This window comes from Micromonospora sp. WMMA2032 (assembly GCF_002688545.1).
Taxonomy (GTDB): Bacteria; Actinomycetota; Actinomycetes; order Mycobacteriales; family Micromonosporaceae; genus Micromonospora; species Micromonospora sediminicola.
On sequence record NZ_CP024052.1, the window covers coordinates 1,577,679 to 1,591,193 of the forward strand.

General features: G+C 73.8%; 15 protein-coding genes. 8 read left to right on the forward strand and 7 right to left on the reverse strand.

The window, feature by feature from the left end; all coding sequences use genetic code 11:
- Nucleotides 1-12: 12 nt before the first annotated feature.
- Nucleotides 13-963: a hypothetical protein gene (locus CO540_RS06685; protein WP_099161358.1), complete on the reverse strand. Its 951-nt coding sequence runs from the start codon at nt 961-963 to the stop codon at nt 13-15.
- Between the two features lie 22 nt (nt 964-985).
- Here CO540_RS06685 and CO540_RS06690 point away from each other — a divergent pair, with 22 nt between their 5' ends.
- On the forward strand, nt 986-1,945 hold the full coding sequence (locus CO540_RS06690; RefSeq protein WP_253866502.1) for an aminoglycoside phosphotransferase family protein: 960 nt from the start codon (nt 986-988) through the stop codon (nt 1,943-1,945).
- Here the strand turns inward: CO540_RS06690 and CO540_RS06695 are convergent.
- The gene (locus tag CO540_RS06695; RefSeq protein ID WP_172967800.1) at nt 1,920-2,870 is read right to left on the reverse strand and encodes a LysR family transcriptional regulator; all 951 of its coding nucleotides are present in this window, start codon (nt 2,868-2,870) and stop codon (nt 1,920-1,922) included. The genes CO540_RS06690 and CO540_RS06695 overlap by 26 nt on opposite strands.
- Before the next feature lie 91 nt (nt 2,871-2,961).
- On the opposite strand from CO540_RS06695, the gene CO540_RS06700 reads away from it, so the two are divergent.
- Both CO540_RS06700 and CO540_RS06705 read left to right on the forward strand, forming a co-directional pair.
- Nucleotides 2,962-4,215 (forward strand): MFS transporter, encoded by a 1,254-nt coding sequence (locus CO540_RS06700; protein ID WP_253866504.1) that lies wholly within the window; start codon nt 2,962-2,964, stop codon nt 4,213-4,215.
- Nucleotides 4,216-4,246: 31 nt separating this feature from the next.
- Complete coding sequence (locus CO540_RS06705) at nt 4,247-4,963, forward strand: hypothetical protein (RefSeq protein WP_099161359.1); 717 nt, start codon at nt 4,247-4,249, stop codon at nt 4,961-4,963.
- Between the two features lie 29 nt (nt 4,964-4,992).
- Here the strand turns inward: CO540_RS06705 and CO540_RS06710 are convergent, their stop codons facing one another.
- The gene (locus tag CO540_RS06710) at nt 4,993-5,577 is read right to left on the reverse strand and encodes a carboxymuconolactone decarboxylase family protein (RefSeq protein ID WP_099161360.1); all 585 of its coding nucleotides are present in this window, start codon (nt 5,575-5,577) and stop codon (nt 4,993-4,995) included.
- 130 nt (nt 5,578-5,707) lie between these two features.
- On the opposite strand from CO540_RS06710, the gene CO540_RS06715 reads away from it, so the two are divergent.
- Both CO540_RS06715 and CO540_RS06720 read left to right on the forward strand, forming a co-directional pair.
- Complete coding sequence (locus CO540_RS06715; RefSeq protein ID WP_099161361.1) at nt 5,708-6,373, forward strand: HAD family hydrolase; 666 nt, start codon at nt 5,708-5,710, stop codon at nt 6,371-6,373.
- 39 nt (nt 6,374-6,412) lie between these two features.
- Nucleotides 6,413-7,714, forward strand: a complete 1,302-nt coding sequence (locus CO540_RS06720) for a low temperature requirement protein A (protein WP_099161362.1) — start codon at nt 6,413-6,415, stop codon at nt 7,712-7,714.
- 16 nt (nt 7,715-7,730) lie between these two features.
- On the opposite strand, the gene CO540_RS06725 is transcribed toward CO540_RS06720, so the two are convergent.
- Nucleotides 7,731-8,951 carry an ROK family transcriptional regulator gene (locus tag CO540_RS06725; RefSeq protein WP_099161363.1) on the reverse strand — a complete coding sequence of 407 codons (1,221 nt, stop codon included), beginning with the start codon at nt 8,949-8,951 and terminating at the stop codon, nt 7,731-7,733.
- A gap of 96 nt (nt 8,952-9,047) precedes the next feature.
- Between CO540_RS06725 and CO540_RS06730 the strand changes: the two genes are divergently transcribed.
- Together CO540_RS06730 and CO540_RS06735 are read left to right on the forward strand one after the other, a co-directional pair.
- Nucleotides 9,048-9,911, forward strand: coding sequence for an alpha/beta fold hydrolase (locus CO540_RS06730; RefSeq protein WP_099161364.1), 864 nt, complete (start codon nt 9,048-9,050; stop codon nt 9,909-9,911).
- 31 nt (nt 9,912-9,942) lie between these two features.
- The gene (locus CO540_RS06735) at nt 9,943-10,548 is read left to right on the forward strand and encodes a YdeI family protein (protein WP_099161365.1); all 606 of its coding nucleotides are present in this window, start codon (nt 9,943-9,945) and stop codon (nt 10,546-10,548) included.
- On the opposite strand, the gene CO540_RS06740 is transcribed toward CO540_RS06735, so the two are convergent.
- From CO540_RS06740 to CO540_RS06750, 3 genes are all read right to left on the reverse strand, one after another.
- Nucleotides 10,538-11,143 (reverse strand): class I SAM-dependent methyltransferase, encoded by a 606-nt coding sequence (locus CO540_RS06740; protein ID WP_099161366.1) that lies wholly within the window; start codon nt 11,141-11,143, stop codon nt 10,538-10,540. The two genes, CO540_RS06735 and CO540_RS06740, sit on opposite strands and share 11 nt — an antisense overlap.
- 17 nt (nt 11,144-11,160) lie before the next feature.
- Complete coding sequence (locus tag CO540_RS06745; RefSeq protein ID WP_216642341.1) at nt 11,161-12,396, reverse strand: low temperature requirement protein A; 1,236 nt, start codon at nt 12,394-12,396, stop codon at nt 11,161-11,163.
- A gap of 104 nt (nt 12,397-12,500) precedes the next feature.
- Entirely contained in the window at nt 12,501-13,133 is a 633-nt protein-coding gene (locus tag CO540_RS06750) for a GNAT family N-acetyltransferase (protein WP_099161367.1), read from the reverse strand.
- Between the two features lie 122 nt (nt 13,134-13,255).
- On the opposite strand from CO540_RS06750, the gene CO540_RS06755 reads away from it, so the two are divergent.
- Nucleotides 13,256-13,513, forward strand: a complete 258-nt coding sequence (locus CO540_RS06755) for a hypothetical protein (RefSeq protein WP_157779065.1) — start codon at nt 13,256-13,258, stop codon at nt 13,511-13,513.
- Nucleotides 13,514-13,515 lie beyond the last annotated feature (2 nt).

Sequence of the window (13,515 nt, forward strand, 5' to 3'; positions counted from 1 at the left end):
CACCGGCCGCGGTCACTGCATGGTGGTGGCGGGCGGGTGGTCGAAGGACGTCGGGCAGCGGAAGACGTAGAGGGAGTAGCCCCGCCCGATCGTCACCTCCGTGGGTCGGGCCGACGCTCCGGGCAGGTCCTCCACCGGCCGCCAACTGCCGTCCGTCCCGTACCACTCGGAGGAGTCGGCGGTGAACAGCAGCGTCATCGGGGTGCCGCACTCGGCGCAGTCCACCGGGTGGGGGTCGGTCAGGGACCAGTTCGCGAAGCCGCCGACCTTCCAGCCCGGGGCCAGCGACAGGTCCGTCTGGTAGGTGTCCTCGTCCTCGTCCTCCCAGTCCCTGATCCGGCCATCCAGGTCCTCGGGCAGCAGCCCGCCGTACTGGTACTCGCGGATCCGCTCCGGATGCAGCACGCAGGGCGTGGGCAGGTAGGAGGCGCTGACCACTGGTGGTTCGGGGGCGGCCGCCAAGGGCTCGGTCACGTCGTCGGCGCGCCGCCAGTACAGCCGTACCCTCGGGTTGTGGCCCAGCTCGGGGTGGTCCAGCGGGCACCACAGGACCTGCATCACGTCGGTGCCGTCGGGCCCGACGAAGTCGGGGACGTCCCGGCGGTGCAGTTGGGCCACCGGGACCATCGGTATCGGTTGGTCGACCAGGTGGTGGGGCTCGGAGAAGCCCGGGGGCGACAGCTGCGCCCGCTGGTCGTCGGTCACCTCGTCGGTGGCGAGGATCGCCCGGTCACGGTGCACCGACGCCGGGGTCCGGAGCCGGAAGACGTAGTGCGCCTCGCCGTCGTCGCAGACCGGCCACGCCTCGTGCGCCGGCCAGAGCAGCGGCCCGCCGACCGAACTGTCGGCGACCGTCGGGCGGCCCGGACGGGGGTGCAGCCGGGTGGCCGTGGTCGAGTGGGCGGCCAGTTCGGGGAAGAGCGCCGCGACGTCGACAGGTCGCGGCGGCGTGGTGCGGGTCACGGTCGACGATCATAGAGAGCGGGTGCGACGGACAATCCTGTTGCGGGCGTTCGCCGCGACGGCGAGGCTGCCCGGCATGCCGATGCACGAGGGACAGCTCACCGTCACCCCTGCCACCGTGCGTGGGCTGGTCGACGCGCAGTTCCCCGCGTGGCGGGACCTGCCCGTCCGTCCGCTGGCCTCGGAGGGCACGGTCAACGCCGTCTTCCGCCTGGGTGATCGCCTCAGCGTCCGGCTCCCGCTGCAACCGCAGGAGCCCGAGGTCACGCGGCGCTGGCTGGAACGCGAGGCGGACGCCGCCCGGGAACTGCTGGGGCGTACCCGCTTCCCCACCCCGGAGCCGGTCGCGCTCGGCGCGCCCGGCGCCGGCTATCCGCTGCCCTGGTCGGTCCAGACCTGGTTGCCCGGCGTCGTGGCAACCGACCGGGACCCGGGTGACTCGTACGCCTTCGCCGACGACCTGGCCGAGTTCGTCGACGGCGTCCGGGCCATCGACACCCGGGGGCGCACGTTCGACGGCCCGGGCCGGGGCGGTGACCTGCCCGCGCACGACGAGTGGATGGAGACCTGCTTCCGGCAGAGCGCATCGTTGCTGGACGTGCCGCTGCTGCGGCGGTTCTGGGCGGCGATGCGGGAGCTGTCCCGGGGTGACACGCCGGACCGGATGACCCACGGCGACCTGATCCCCGGCAACGTCCTGGTCGCCGACGGACGGCTGGCCGGGGTGCTCGACGTGGGCGGGCTGGGGCCGGCCGATCCGGCGCTCGACCTGGTCGGCGCCTGGCACCTGCTGGAGGCCGGGCCGCGCCGGGCGCTGCGGCGGCGACTCGGCTGCGACGACCTGGAGTGGGAACGCGGCCGGGCGTGGGCGTTCCAGCAGGCCATGGGGCTGGTCTGGTACTACCGGGAGTCCAACCCGGTGATGAGCCGGACGGGCCGGCGCACGCTGGAGCGGATCACCGCCGACCCGCCGCCGGGCTGAGCCGGGGCCAGGCGGGTCGCCACGCCGGCTCGGGCACCGGCGGCAGCGCCGCGACGTGGTCGAGGATCGCCCGCAGCCCCGGGTGCGGGTTGGTCCGGGGCAGCAGGAGCGAGATCGGGTACGCCGGCGTCGGGTCCACGATCGGGATGCGACGCAGGTCGTGGCGCGCCGGCCAGACGTAGCGGTCGCGTGCGCCGACCAGCGTGGCCACGTCGGCGGAGCCGGCGATGGCGTCGAGGAGGACCTCGTCGCCGAAGTTCGGGCCGGTCGCGTCGACGCGCAGGTCGAACGCGGTGACGAGCTGGTCGTAGAACTCCGACCACTCGCTGCGCGGCACGATGCCGGGCACCCGGATGAGGTGTCCGCGCAGTTGCGACGGGGTCACCGACCGGGCGGACGCGAGCGGGTGCCGGGGGCCGACGAGGAGTTGCAGCGGGGAGTCGAACGCGTGGACCATCCGGACGTCGGGCGGCAGGGCGGCCGGGTCGGTGACGGTGCGGAACGCGGCGTCGATGTCGCCGGCCTGCACGGCGGCGGCGACCTGGCGCGGGTCGTCGACGCGGAGGGTCACCACGTCGACGTCGGTGCCGGGATGTGACCGCCAGTAGTCGTGCAGGACCACGGCCTGCGCGCTGCGCAGCCCGAGGACGTCCACGCGCGGGGCCCGCGACGCCGGCCGGACCGCGGCGACCGCGCGGTCCGCGCTCACCACCAGACCCCGGGCGTACGGGAGGAACGCCCGGCCGTCGAGTGTCAGCTCGACCCCCCGGGCGGTACGGGTGAACAGGCGGACCCTCAGGTCGCGTTCCAGGGCGGCGACGCGCTTGGAGACCGCCTGCGGCGTGACGCCCAGCTCGTCGGCGGCGTGGCGCAGCTGCCCGAGTTCGGCCGCCCGGACGAACGATCGCACTGCCTCGGTGTCCACCGGCCCACCCTAGGGCCGCGCCACCGATGGTTGTGGCTCGCCGATCGCCGGTTGTTTGATCCGCCGCCCGCGCGGCCGGTGTGATGCGCCGGTGAAACTCGGATCGGGCTTCGGCTGGCTGTGGGTGGCGTACGCGGTCAGCACGTACGGCACGTGGACCGCGTTCGGGGCGTTCCCGCTGCTCGCGGTGCGGGTGCTGCACTCGTCGGCGTTCGCGGTGTCGCTGCTGGAGGCGGCCGGGCTCGCCGTCGCGGCGGTCGTGGCGATCCCGCTCGGTCCGTGGGTGGCGCACCGGCCCAAGCGGCCGGTGATGGTCGCCACCGACCTGTGCCGATTCGTCGCGACGGCGAGCGTGCCGGTCGCGTACCTGCTCGGGGTGTTGACCTACGGTCAGCTGCTGGTCGTCGCGGTCGTCTGCGGCGCGGCGGGCATCGCGTTCGGCGCGGCGTCCGGGGCGTACCTGAAGCACCTCGTCCCGGGCGAGCGCCTGCTCGTGGCGAACGCGCGGTTCGAGGGTACGAGCTGGGTGGCGACCGCGGTCGGCCCGCCGGTGGGCGGCGCGCTCGTCGGGCTGCTCGGCCCGGTCGTCACCGTCGCGGCCGACGCGCTGAGCTACCTGCTGTCCGCGTTCGCGGTCCGCCGGATCCGGGGGGACGACGTGGCCGCGCCCCGCGCCGCGGGCGCCCGGCTGACCGGAGCCGACCTGGTCCGGGGCTGGCGGTTCATCCGCCACGACCGCGTTCTGCGGCGCCTGTTCCTCAACTCGGTGCTGGTCGGCGGTCTGATCATGGCGACCGCGCCGCTGCTGGCCGTCCTGCTGCTCGGCGACTACCACCTCCCGGCCTGGCAGTACGGGCTGGCCTTCGGCGTCCCGGCGCTCGGCGGTCTGGTGGGCGCCCGTCTCTCCGCGCCCCTGGTCCGACGGCACGGCCGGCACCGGGTGATGATCGTGTCCGGCTGGCTGCGTGCGGTCTTCCCGCTCGGGCTCGCGTTCGTCGGTCCCGGCGTCTCCGGGCTGCTCACCGTGATCGTCGTCGAGGCTCTGCTGATCACGTGCATGGGCGTGTTCAACCCGATCCACGCCACCGAACGGCTGCGCCGCACTCCCCCGGACCACGCCGCCCAGGTGCTCACCGCGTGGAGTGTGAGCAGCCGGCTCACGCAGGCCGTCCTGATGCTGGCCGGGGGCGTCCTGGCGACGCGCGTGGGTCCGCTCGCCGCGCTCACCGTCTCCGGTGTCCTGCTGCTCGCCACACCGCTCCTGCTGCCCCGACCGGAAGCGGGGCGCCGGCCCGAGGCCGACGCCGCACCCGAGGGGCAGCGAGCTGTCGGTGCGCCGCGCTAACGTCGGCCGCGACTGTGCGGGGAGGTCGGTCGTGCTCGACGACATGCGGGTGCTGCGTGGCGCGGTGGAACGCTACCGGAGGGCGGCGACCGCCGCCGGTGTCCCCTGGGGCACCGAGGAGCCGGCCGACGCGCTCGGCGTCGAGGCGCTCTGCCGCGTCTTCGACGTCGACCGCGTCGCGGAGCAGGCGATCTGGTTCCACCACGAGGGCCTGCCGTACGCGCAGGTCCTGCCCGAGGGTGGTCATCCGCTGCCCTGGGACAACGCCGACAACCTCCTCGGCTACCTGTCCATGGCGGTCGGGGTCCCCTTCCCCTGGCGGCATCAGCTGCCGCTGCTCATCTCCGACCGCATCGTCTTCGCCTTCGTGCTCGCCGGCGACCACGAGGGGGAGATCTGGCGCTACCAGATCGAGGTGGACGACCGGAACCCGGTCCGCGCCGCCACCAGCCTGGCGGCGCTGGTCTCCGCGTGGACCGACGGGTTCGCGGCGGGGGTCTACGCGCGCTCGCCGTACGACACCTGGCTGCACGTCGGGCCCGACGACCGGGATCCCGTCGACGTGCTCGTCGAGGGCGGTCTCGACCCGTTCGCGTTCCCGGTGCACGTCTCGGCCTACTCCCACCACGACCTGCTGCGGGCCCGGCAGCGCGAGTGCGGCGTCGACCCGGATCAGGCCGACGACTTCGACCGCCAGGAGGCTCTGCTCGAGGCGGTCGACGTCGCGCTCGCCTCGCTCCGTGCCTGACCCGGCGCGTTCCCGGTGGGACGCCGGCCCTAGACCGGGCGGCCGAAGGTGACGGCGTCGCGCACGAGCGGGGGCACCCGCTCCGCGAGCTGCTGGTCCGGCCGGGCGCCGAGGGCGTCGTTGACCGTGGAGAACGCCAACCGGAAGGCGACCAGGGTGGTCGCCTCGAAGACCTCCCGGTCGCTGAGGCCGGCCTCGCGCAGGCCCCGCACGTCGTCCTCGGTGGTGGCGTTGGGGTCCCGGACGACCTGACGGGCCCATCCGGCCAGGGCGGCCTCCCGGCCGGACAGCTCGCCGTCGGCGCCGCCCAGCACGTCCGCGGCGGTCGCCTCGTCGCTGAGGTCGGCCAGCCGGGCACCCCAGGCCAGCGCGCAGTAGGCGTCACCCCGGGCGGCGGCGGTGGCGGCGACCAGCACGGCCACCTCCCGCGCCGACAGCCCCGAGTCGCCCAGCAACTCGGCGCGGACGGCCTGGAACGACGCCGACACGTCCGGACGCCAGCACCAGACGCGGGTGAGGTTGTTGACGTAGCCGTCGGAGGCGACGTCCTCGTCGTAGGCGGCGGTGACCGCCGGACCCGGCGGCGGGTCGGGAAGGAAGGTCGGGCGACTCATGGAGGCAGTGTGCCGGAATCTCCCGGCCACCCGGAGACCGATGGACGACAGTTCGCGGAGCCGGCCCCGGACGGTCGCGTCGATCCGCGCCTATGATCCACCCACGGCCCGACCGTGACGGGGGAACGAAATGATCAAGTCAGTCTTCTTCGATGTCGGCGGGACGATCCTGGACGAGTCCCGCGAGTTCGCCGACTGGGCGGACTGGCTGGGCGTGCCCCGGCACACCTTCTCGGCGGTGTTCGGCGCGGTGATCGCCCGGGGCCTGGGCTACCAGGAGGTGTTCCGGGTGTTCCGGCCCGACTTCGACCTCACCGCCGAACTCGACCGCCGGGTGGCCGCCGGCGTGCCGGAGACGTTCGCCGAGGAGGACCTCTATCCCGACGCCCGCGCGTGCCTGACCGCTCTGGCGGCGCAGGGCCTGCGCCTGGGGCTGGCCGGCAACCAGCCGGCCCACGCCGAGGCCAGCCTGCGCGCCCTCGGCCTTCCGGTGGACGTCATCGGCACGTCGCACGGGTGGGGTGTGGACAAGCCGGCACCGGCGTTCTTCACCCGGGTCGTCGAAGCGGGCGGCGGCGACGCGTCGTCCATCCTGTACGTCGGCGACCGGCCCGACAACGACGCCCGCCCGGCCATGGCGGCCGGCATGCCGGCGTGCCTGATCCGGCGCGGCCCGTGGGGACACATCCTCGACATGCCGGACGTGGCGGAGCGGTGCCTGTTCCGCATTGGCTCGCTGGCCGAGCTTCCGGACCTGGTGGCCGAGCACAACGCGGCGGGCGAGCGGATTCGTTGATCGCGCCATCCGCCCTGTTTCGGTGCAGATAATGCCTGTATGGGGAGGATAATCAGGTCCCAGCTGATCAGCTGGGGTGGGCCCGGCACCCGCGCCACCCGCCTGGAGCTCTTCTACGACCTGGTGTTCGTCTTCGCGTTCTTCAACGTCTCCACCCTCACCAGCAAGAACCTCACGGCACAGTCGCTGCTGGAGGCGCTGCTCGTGCTGGTCCTGCTGTGGTGGTGCTGGACCGGCTTCGTCACGATCGGCAACGCGGTCCGGTCCGACGAGGGCGTCATGCCGCTGATCGGGCTCGCCATGATGGTGCCGGTGTTCCTCCTGGCGGTCAGCGTGGGGGTGGCGTTCCGCGACGAGCCGGGTGGTCTCTACGGCCCGTGGCTGTTCGCCGTGGCGTACCTGATGACCTGGGGGCTGAAGGCGGCCGCGCTCTGGACCATCGCGCGGGCGGAGGGCACGCCGCGCCTGCCCGCGCTGTTGCTGGTCGGGCCGGCGCTGGTCAGTACGGTGGTCGTCCTGTTGGCGGCGGTGGTGCCGCAGCGGATCGTGGCGGCCGGCGCGGTGCAGAACGTGCGGATCGGGTTCTGGGTCGTCGCCCTGGTGCTGGAGTACCTGGGCGGACTGCTGCTCGCCCGAACGGGCTGGCGACTGCGCTCGGTGGGGCACGCGGCCGAACGGCACGCACTGATCGTGCTCGTCGCCCTCGGCGAGTCGGTGATCGCGCTGGGGATCGGCGCGTCGGCGCAGTACGGCCGTCCGGTGGGTCTGCCGACGGTCTTCGCGTCGGCGCTGGGCATCGTCGTGATCGCCGCGCTCTGGTGGCTGTACTTCGACTGGATCGCCGCGGCCGTGGAACAACGCCTGCACGGCGTACGCGGGCCGGGCCGGATCCCCCTCGCGCGGGACGTCTACAGCTACCTGCACCTGCCGCTGGTCGTCGGGATCATCCTCTTCGCCCTCAGCCTCGAACGGCTGCTGAGCATCCTGCTGCACGCCGAGCATCCGACCGGGGCGGAACGACCCGGTCAGTTGCATCCGCTCCTGCTCTACGGCGGGGTGATCCTCTTCTCGCTCGCCCTGGTGGCGATCGAGCTGCGCGCGTTGCGCCGACTCGACCCGGTGCTGCTGGGAGCGGCCCTGGTCCTCGCCGCGCTGGTGCCGGTGGCGTACCAGGTGCCGGAGCTGGCCGCGCTGGCGCTGCTCGCCGGCGTCACGCTCGGGGTCGTGGCCGTCCAGCTCCGGGTGACCCGGCCGCTACGTCGGGAGGTCCGCCGGGTGGCACTCGACGAGCAGACGCGGATGGAGACCGAACTGAACCGGTGGCGGGCCCACCGGCTGTGAACACGCGCCGCCCGGGTCAGCTCGCCACGGCGGTGCGGTTTCCGAGCGGATCGGCGAGCAGCGGCGCGAAGCCCAGCTCGGCGGCGCCGACCAGCGTGGTGTCGTCGCCGAACGCCGACACCCGCAGCTCGGCCTTGTCCCGCGACACGGGCAGCACGTTGGCCCGGATCCGGCGGCGGACGTGCGGGGCCGAGCCCTGGAACACCTCGCGGAGCGTGCCTCCGAAGATCACCACCCCGGGGTTGAACAGGTTGATCACGTTCGCCACCCCGATGCCCAACCAGTCCCCGACGCGGCGCAGCGCTTCCTGGGCGGCGAGGTCGCCCCGGGCCGCGTCGGCGACCACGGCCCGCACCGCGTCCCGCCCGATGCTGTCGGCGGGACGGCCGGCCGCGTCGAGCAGCGCCCGCTCCCCGACCTCGGCCTCCAGGCAGCCGTGGGAACCGCAGAGGCAGGGCCGACCGTGGTGGGGGTTCACCAGCATGTGACCGACCTCGGAGCCGTAGCCGCCGTCCCCGCCGAGCAGCTCGCCACCGACGATGATCCCTCCGCCGACACCGACGTCGCCGTGCAGGTAGACCAGGTTGCGCACCCCGACCCCGGCGCCCCGCTGGTGTTCGGCGACCGCGCCGAGGTGGGCCTCGTTGCCGACGAGCACCGGCAGGCCCAGGTCCAACCGCCGGGCCAGTTCGACACCGAACGCCTGGTCCACCCACCCGAGGTCCGGCCCGTACCGCACCAGTCCGTCGCCCGGCCGGATCATCCCGCAGTAGGACGCCCCGACCCCCACGCACACCGATCCGGGCGGCGCGCCGTGGTGCAACGCCCGTCCGAGGTCGGCGAGCACGCTGACCACGAAGTCGAGGTCGGCCCCGGCTCTCGGTCGGGTCGCCTCCAGGCGGCCGGACACCACCCCGCCCAGACCGACGCGGGCGGCGACGAGCCGGTCCACCGCGATGTCGAAGGCGAGGACGTGCACGGCGTCGGACGCCGGCCGCACCAGCAGGGACGGTCGGCCGGTCCGCCCGGTGGCCGGGGCGGACTCCTCGCGGACCAGTCCCGCCGCCGCGAGTTCGCCGGTCAGCGCCAGCACCGTGCTGCGGTTGACGCCCAGCTCCTCGGCCAGCCGGACCCGCGAGACCGGGCCGCCCAGGTGGACACGGCGGAGCAGCGCGGCGAGGTGACGCCGGTGGCTGTCCCCCGTCGCGGGTCGCTCCGCGGCCAGACCGTTCAGCATCGACCACTCCGTCAGATGGCAACTGGCACGACAAGGATAGATGGCCCGCCAGCGCGTGGACGTTTGCCGAGTGGTCCGGCCGGTCACCTGTGGTGCATGTTCGACGACTTCACCGACGAGCGGATCGACGTCGGGGAGGTGGAGCTGCGGGTCCGCCACGCGGGGCAGGGCCCGTCCGTCCTCCTCGTCCACGGCCATCCCCGCACCGGGGCGACCTGGCACCGGGTGGCCCCGCGGCTGGTGGAGCGGGGGTTCGCCGTCGTCTGCCCGGACATGCGCGGCTACGGGCGGTCCGGGAAGGCGGACCTGCGCCCGGACCACTCCCAGCAGTCCAAGCGGGCGGTGGCGGCGGACCTGCGGCGGCTGATGGACCTCCTCGGCCACCCGAGGTTCGCCACGGTCGGGCACGACCGCGGGGCCTACGTGGCGCTGCGCCTGGCACTGGACCACCCGGACGCGGTCGACCGCCTGGTGGTCATCGACGGCGTGCCGATCAGCGAGGCGCTGGCGAGGTGCGACGCGACGTTCGCCCGCGAGTGGTTCCACTGGTTCTTCTTCGCCCAGCCGGACATCCCGGAGCGGGTCATCACCGCCGATCCGGACGCCTGGTACGCGGCCAAGGCGCGTCCCGAGAGCATGGGCGCGGAGAACCACCGGGAGTTCCTCCAGGCCGTCCGCGATCCGGCGACGGTCCGGGCGATGCTGGAGGACTACCGTGCCGGGCTGGGTGTGGACCGGGAGCACGAGGAGGCCGACCGGCGGGCCGGCCGCGCCGTACGCTGTCCGACCCTGTTCCTGTGGTCGACCCGCGACGACATGGAACGTCTCTACGGGGATCCGCTGGCCGTCTGGCGTCCCTGGGCCGCCGACCTGCGCGGTCACCCGATCGAGTCCGGGCACCACGTCGCCGAGGAGAACCCGGACGACCTGACCGAGGCGCTGCACCGCTTCCTCACCTGATCTCGTCGGAGGTGGCGGCTACCCTGCCGTCATGGCGGGAGCGGAGCTGGACGAGTTGGTCGTGGCGGACGCGGACGCGCTGCGGGCGTGGTTGTCGGCCCACCACGCCACGTCCCCGGGTGTCTGGCTCGCGCTGACCCGCAAGGGCGGCACCGTCACGACGTTGACCTGGCAGCAGGCGGTCGACGAGGCGCTGTGTTTCGGCTGGATCGACGGGCAGGCCCGCAAGCGGGACGAGGAGACCTCCTGGATCCGGTTCACCCCGCGCCGGCCCCGCAGCATCTGGTCGCAACGCAACGTCTCGCACGTGGCCCGGTTGGAGGCGGCGGGCCGGATGACGCCCGCGGGCCGCGCCGCGGTGGAGGCCGCGAAGGCGGACGGGCGCTGGGACGCCGCCTATGCCCCGCCGTCGGAGGCGGAGGTGCCGGCCGACCTGTTGGCCGCGATCGCCGCGGTGCCCGCCGCCCAGGCCATGTTCGACGTGCTCACCAAGGCCAACCGGTTCGCGCTCATCCACCGCCTCAACGCGGTCAAGCGGGCGGAGACCCGCGAGCGCAAGATCGGCGAGTTCGTGGCCATGCTGGCCCGCCACGAGACGCCCCACCCGCAGAAGGCCCGGCCTCCGGTCACGCCCTGACCGCCGCGACGGCCGCGTGCGGGCGGCTGACGCCGTCGGCGGGCCGGTGCAGGCGGGCCACCTCGGCGAAGCCGGCCCGGGCCAGCCGGTCGGCGAACGCGTCCACCGGCCAGCGAAAGGCGGTGACGACCTTGTGGTCGAACGCGGCCACCTCGTCGCCGACGAAGATGCCGAACACCAGCGTCGCCCCCGGGGCGGTGACCCGCCGGAACTCGGCGAGCACGTCGTCGAGGTCGTCCGGTGGCAGGTGGATGACCGAGCCCCAGGACAGGACGCCGGCGAGGCGGTGGTCGGCGATCGGCAGATCCGTCATGGAGCCGAGCAGGTAGCTGCCGTCCGGGTAGGTGGCCCGGGCGTGGGCGATGAACTCGCCGACGACGTCGAGGCCGGTGGCGTCGGCCCCGGCCGAGCGGAGGTGGTCGGTGAGGTGACCGGGCCCGCAGCCCACGTCGAGCACCGGACCGGGCCGCCCGGCCAGATGCGCGCGGATGAAGGCGAGGTCGTCGGCGTGCACCTGCCCGCTGGTGCCGAACAGTTCGATGTAGAGGTCCGCGACGGACGCGTACGCCTCGCGGACCTGATCCGTGGTCGTCACCCGGCGACAATAGAGGGTCAGCGCCGGTCCAGGGCGCGCATCGTGTGCCGGAATCCGACCGTCTCGTGCCCGACCACCTCGACGATCCCCGCCAGCGCGACCAGGGCGATGGCGGCGACCAGGGCGGTCAGGCTCGTCCCGTCGTCCGGGTGGATCGGCCCGGTGGCGCCCAGCAGCGACGGCACGGCGACGGCGGCCGCGAGCGGGACGAGCGACAGCACCAGCAGCGGCACGTGCGTCAGGTCGTAGGAGCGCATCAGCACGCTCCAGGTCACGAAGATCATGACGAGGGCCGCCATCGGCACGGCGAGCGACAGCGCCACCTGGAGCACGGAGATCTTCTCCTCCTCCACGGCGGCGGTGGCGACCCGGAGCCCGGCGCCCACGGCGGCGATCGCGCCGAAGATCGGCAGGTGGGCGTACCGCCAGGCGAACGTGCGGCCCGGCCACCGCTCCAGGATGGGCCGGGAGGGGATGAGGAAGTACGCCCACCACAGCGTCGCGGCGAGCACCAGGCCGGACGCGATGATCACCACGGCGGCGAGGCTCCACCCCTGCGCGTGGATGAGCGCGGTCACGGCGGCGGTGGTGGCGGCCACCACCTCACCGAGCGTGATGAGGGTGAGCAGGCTGAACCGTTCGGCGAGGTGGCCGGCGTTCCAGGGTGGGCTGCCCCGCCGTCGTTCCAGCACCACGGGCAGGGCCATCTCGCCGAACGCCAGCAGCACCAGCGCGGCGACGACCACGGTGACCGGCAGCGGAAGGATCGCGGTCAGCAGCCAGCCGACCTGCGCCACGGCGATGGTGACCGCGTAGGCGACGGTGATCCGCCGGTGCGCCGGGTCCTGCCGGGCGGCGCGCAGCCACAGCCCGATGATGGGTACGCGCATGACGACGTAGCCGACGACCAGGAGCAGGTTGTTCGGGCTGCCCCCGTCCGCCGTGGCCTCGAAGCTGACCGGCAGCCCGAAGATCAGGACGACGACGCCGAGCATCTGCACGAGCGTGGCGCCGCGGAACAGCGCGTCGTCGTTGTCGTACGCGGAGGAGAACCAGGTGAAGTTGATCCACGCCCACGTCACCGCGAAGATCGCGAACGCGTACGCGCCCAGGGCCGCGCCGACGTGGCCCTCGCCGATCTGGTGCGCGAGTTCGTCGGCGGCGGCCCCGAACGCGACCACGTAGGTCAGGTCGTAGAGCAGTTCCAGCGGCGTGGTCGACCGGTCCCGCTCGCCGGGGTCACGGCCGGTCATCGGCCGCAGCCGGTGATAGAGCTCGTGTCTGAGCCGAGGGGCCAGGTCGGAGGTTTCCGGACTACTCACGCGGTCTCCCACCTGGGCGGCACGACCGCCTGATCCTATGAGGTGGCCGGCGGCGGCGCTGCCGGAACGTGCTCCCACATCTCGCGGGTCATCTCGTACTCGACCTCGCCCTGGTCCGCTCCCGGCACCGGCTCGTCGAAGGTCGGGAAGTACGTGCGCACGTAGCGCATGCCGACCGCCTCCATGACCCCTCGGGAGCCGGCGTTCACGGTCATCGTCTGGGCGATCACAAGGCGCTGCCCGACCGTGTCGAACGCGTGCCGCAGCAGGACGCGGGACGCCTCGCTGGCCAGGCCCCGGCGCCAGTACCGGCGCGCCAGCCGGTAGCCCAGTTCCGCCACGGTGGGGTCGTCGGGCTGGTCGGGGCCGTTCGCCGGGGGCAGCATCATGAGCCCGACGAACTCGCCGTCGTCCTCCCCCGCCGGGGCCGTCGAGCCGCGCGCGCCGCCGTCGGAGCCGAACGCCATCCAGAAGCCCAGGCCGTCCACCTTGGTGGCCAGGCCCCGCCGCCGCGCGTGGGAGGCGACCACCTCGTCGCGGGTGCGGGGCCGGGAGTAGAGGTAGCGGAGCACCTCGGCGTCGGAGTCGAGCTGGACCTCCAGCTCCAGGTGCCGGTCGGCCAGGGGAACCAGCAGCAGGCGGTCGGTACGCAAGATCGGCTGAGGCATGCGGCAACGATCGCACGACCGCGCCGCCGCCGCGATCGGAATCCCCCGCCGGCGGGTCGCCGGTGCGTGGCGGCGGTGGGCCATGCTGGGGGGACTCGGGCAACGGCCGGTGGGGGTGGACCGTGGCAACCTGGCTCTGGATCGTCCTGTGCGGCGTACCGCTGCTTCTTCTTGTTGTGGCGTTCGTCGTCCGCCGACGCCGGGCGGCCCGCTCGGCGGCGGGCGATGCCGTGCTGCGGGACGCCCGGCGGGCCATGGCCGAGATGGACCGCCGGCGCCGGCGCTCCCGCAAGGGCACGATCCGGGGCCAGGGCGGCGGCGGGAACGCGGGGACGATGTACGACGCCGCGTACGGCTCGGACACCTCCGCCGGCGCCTGACG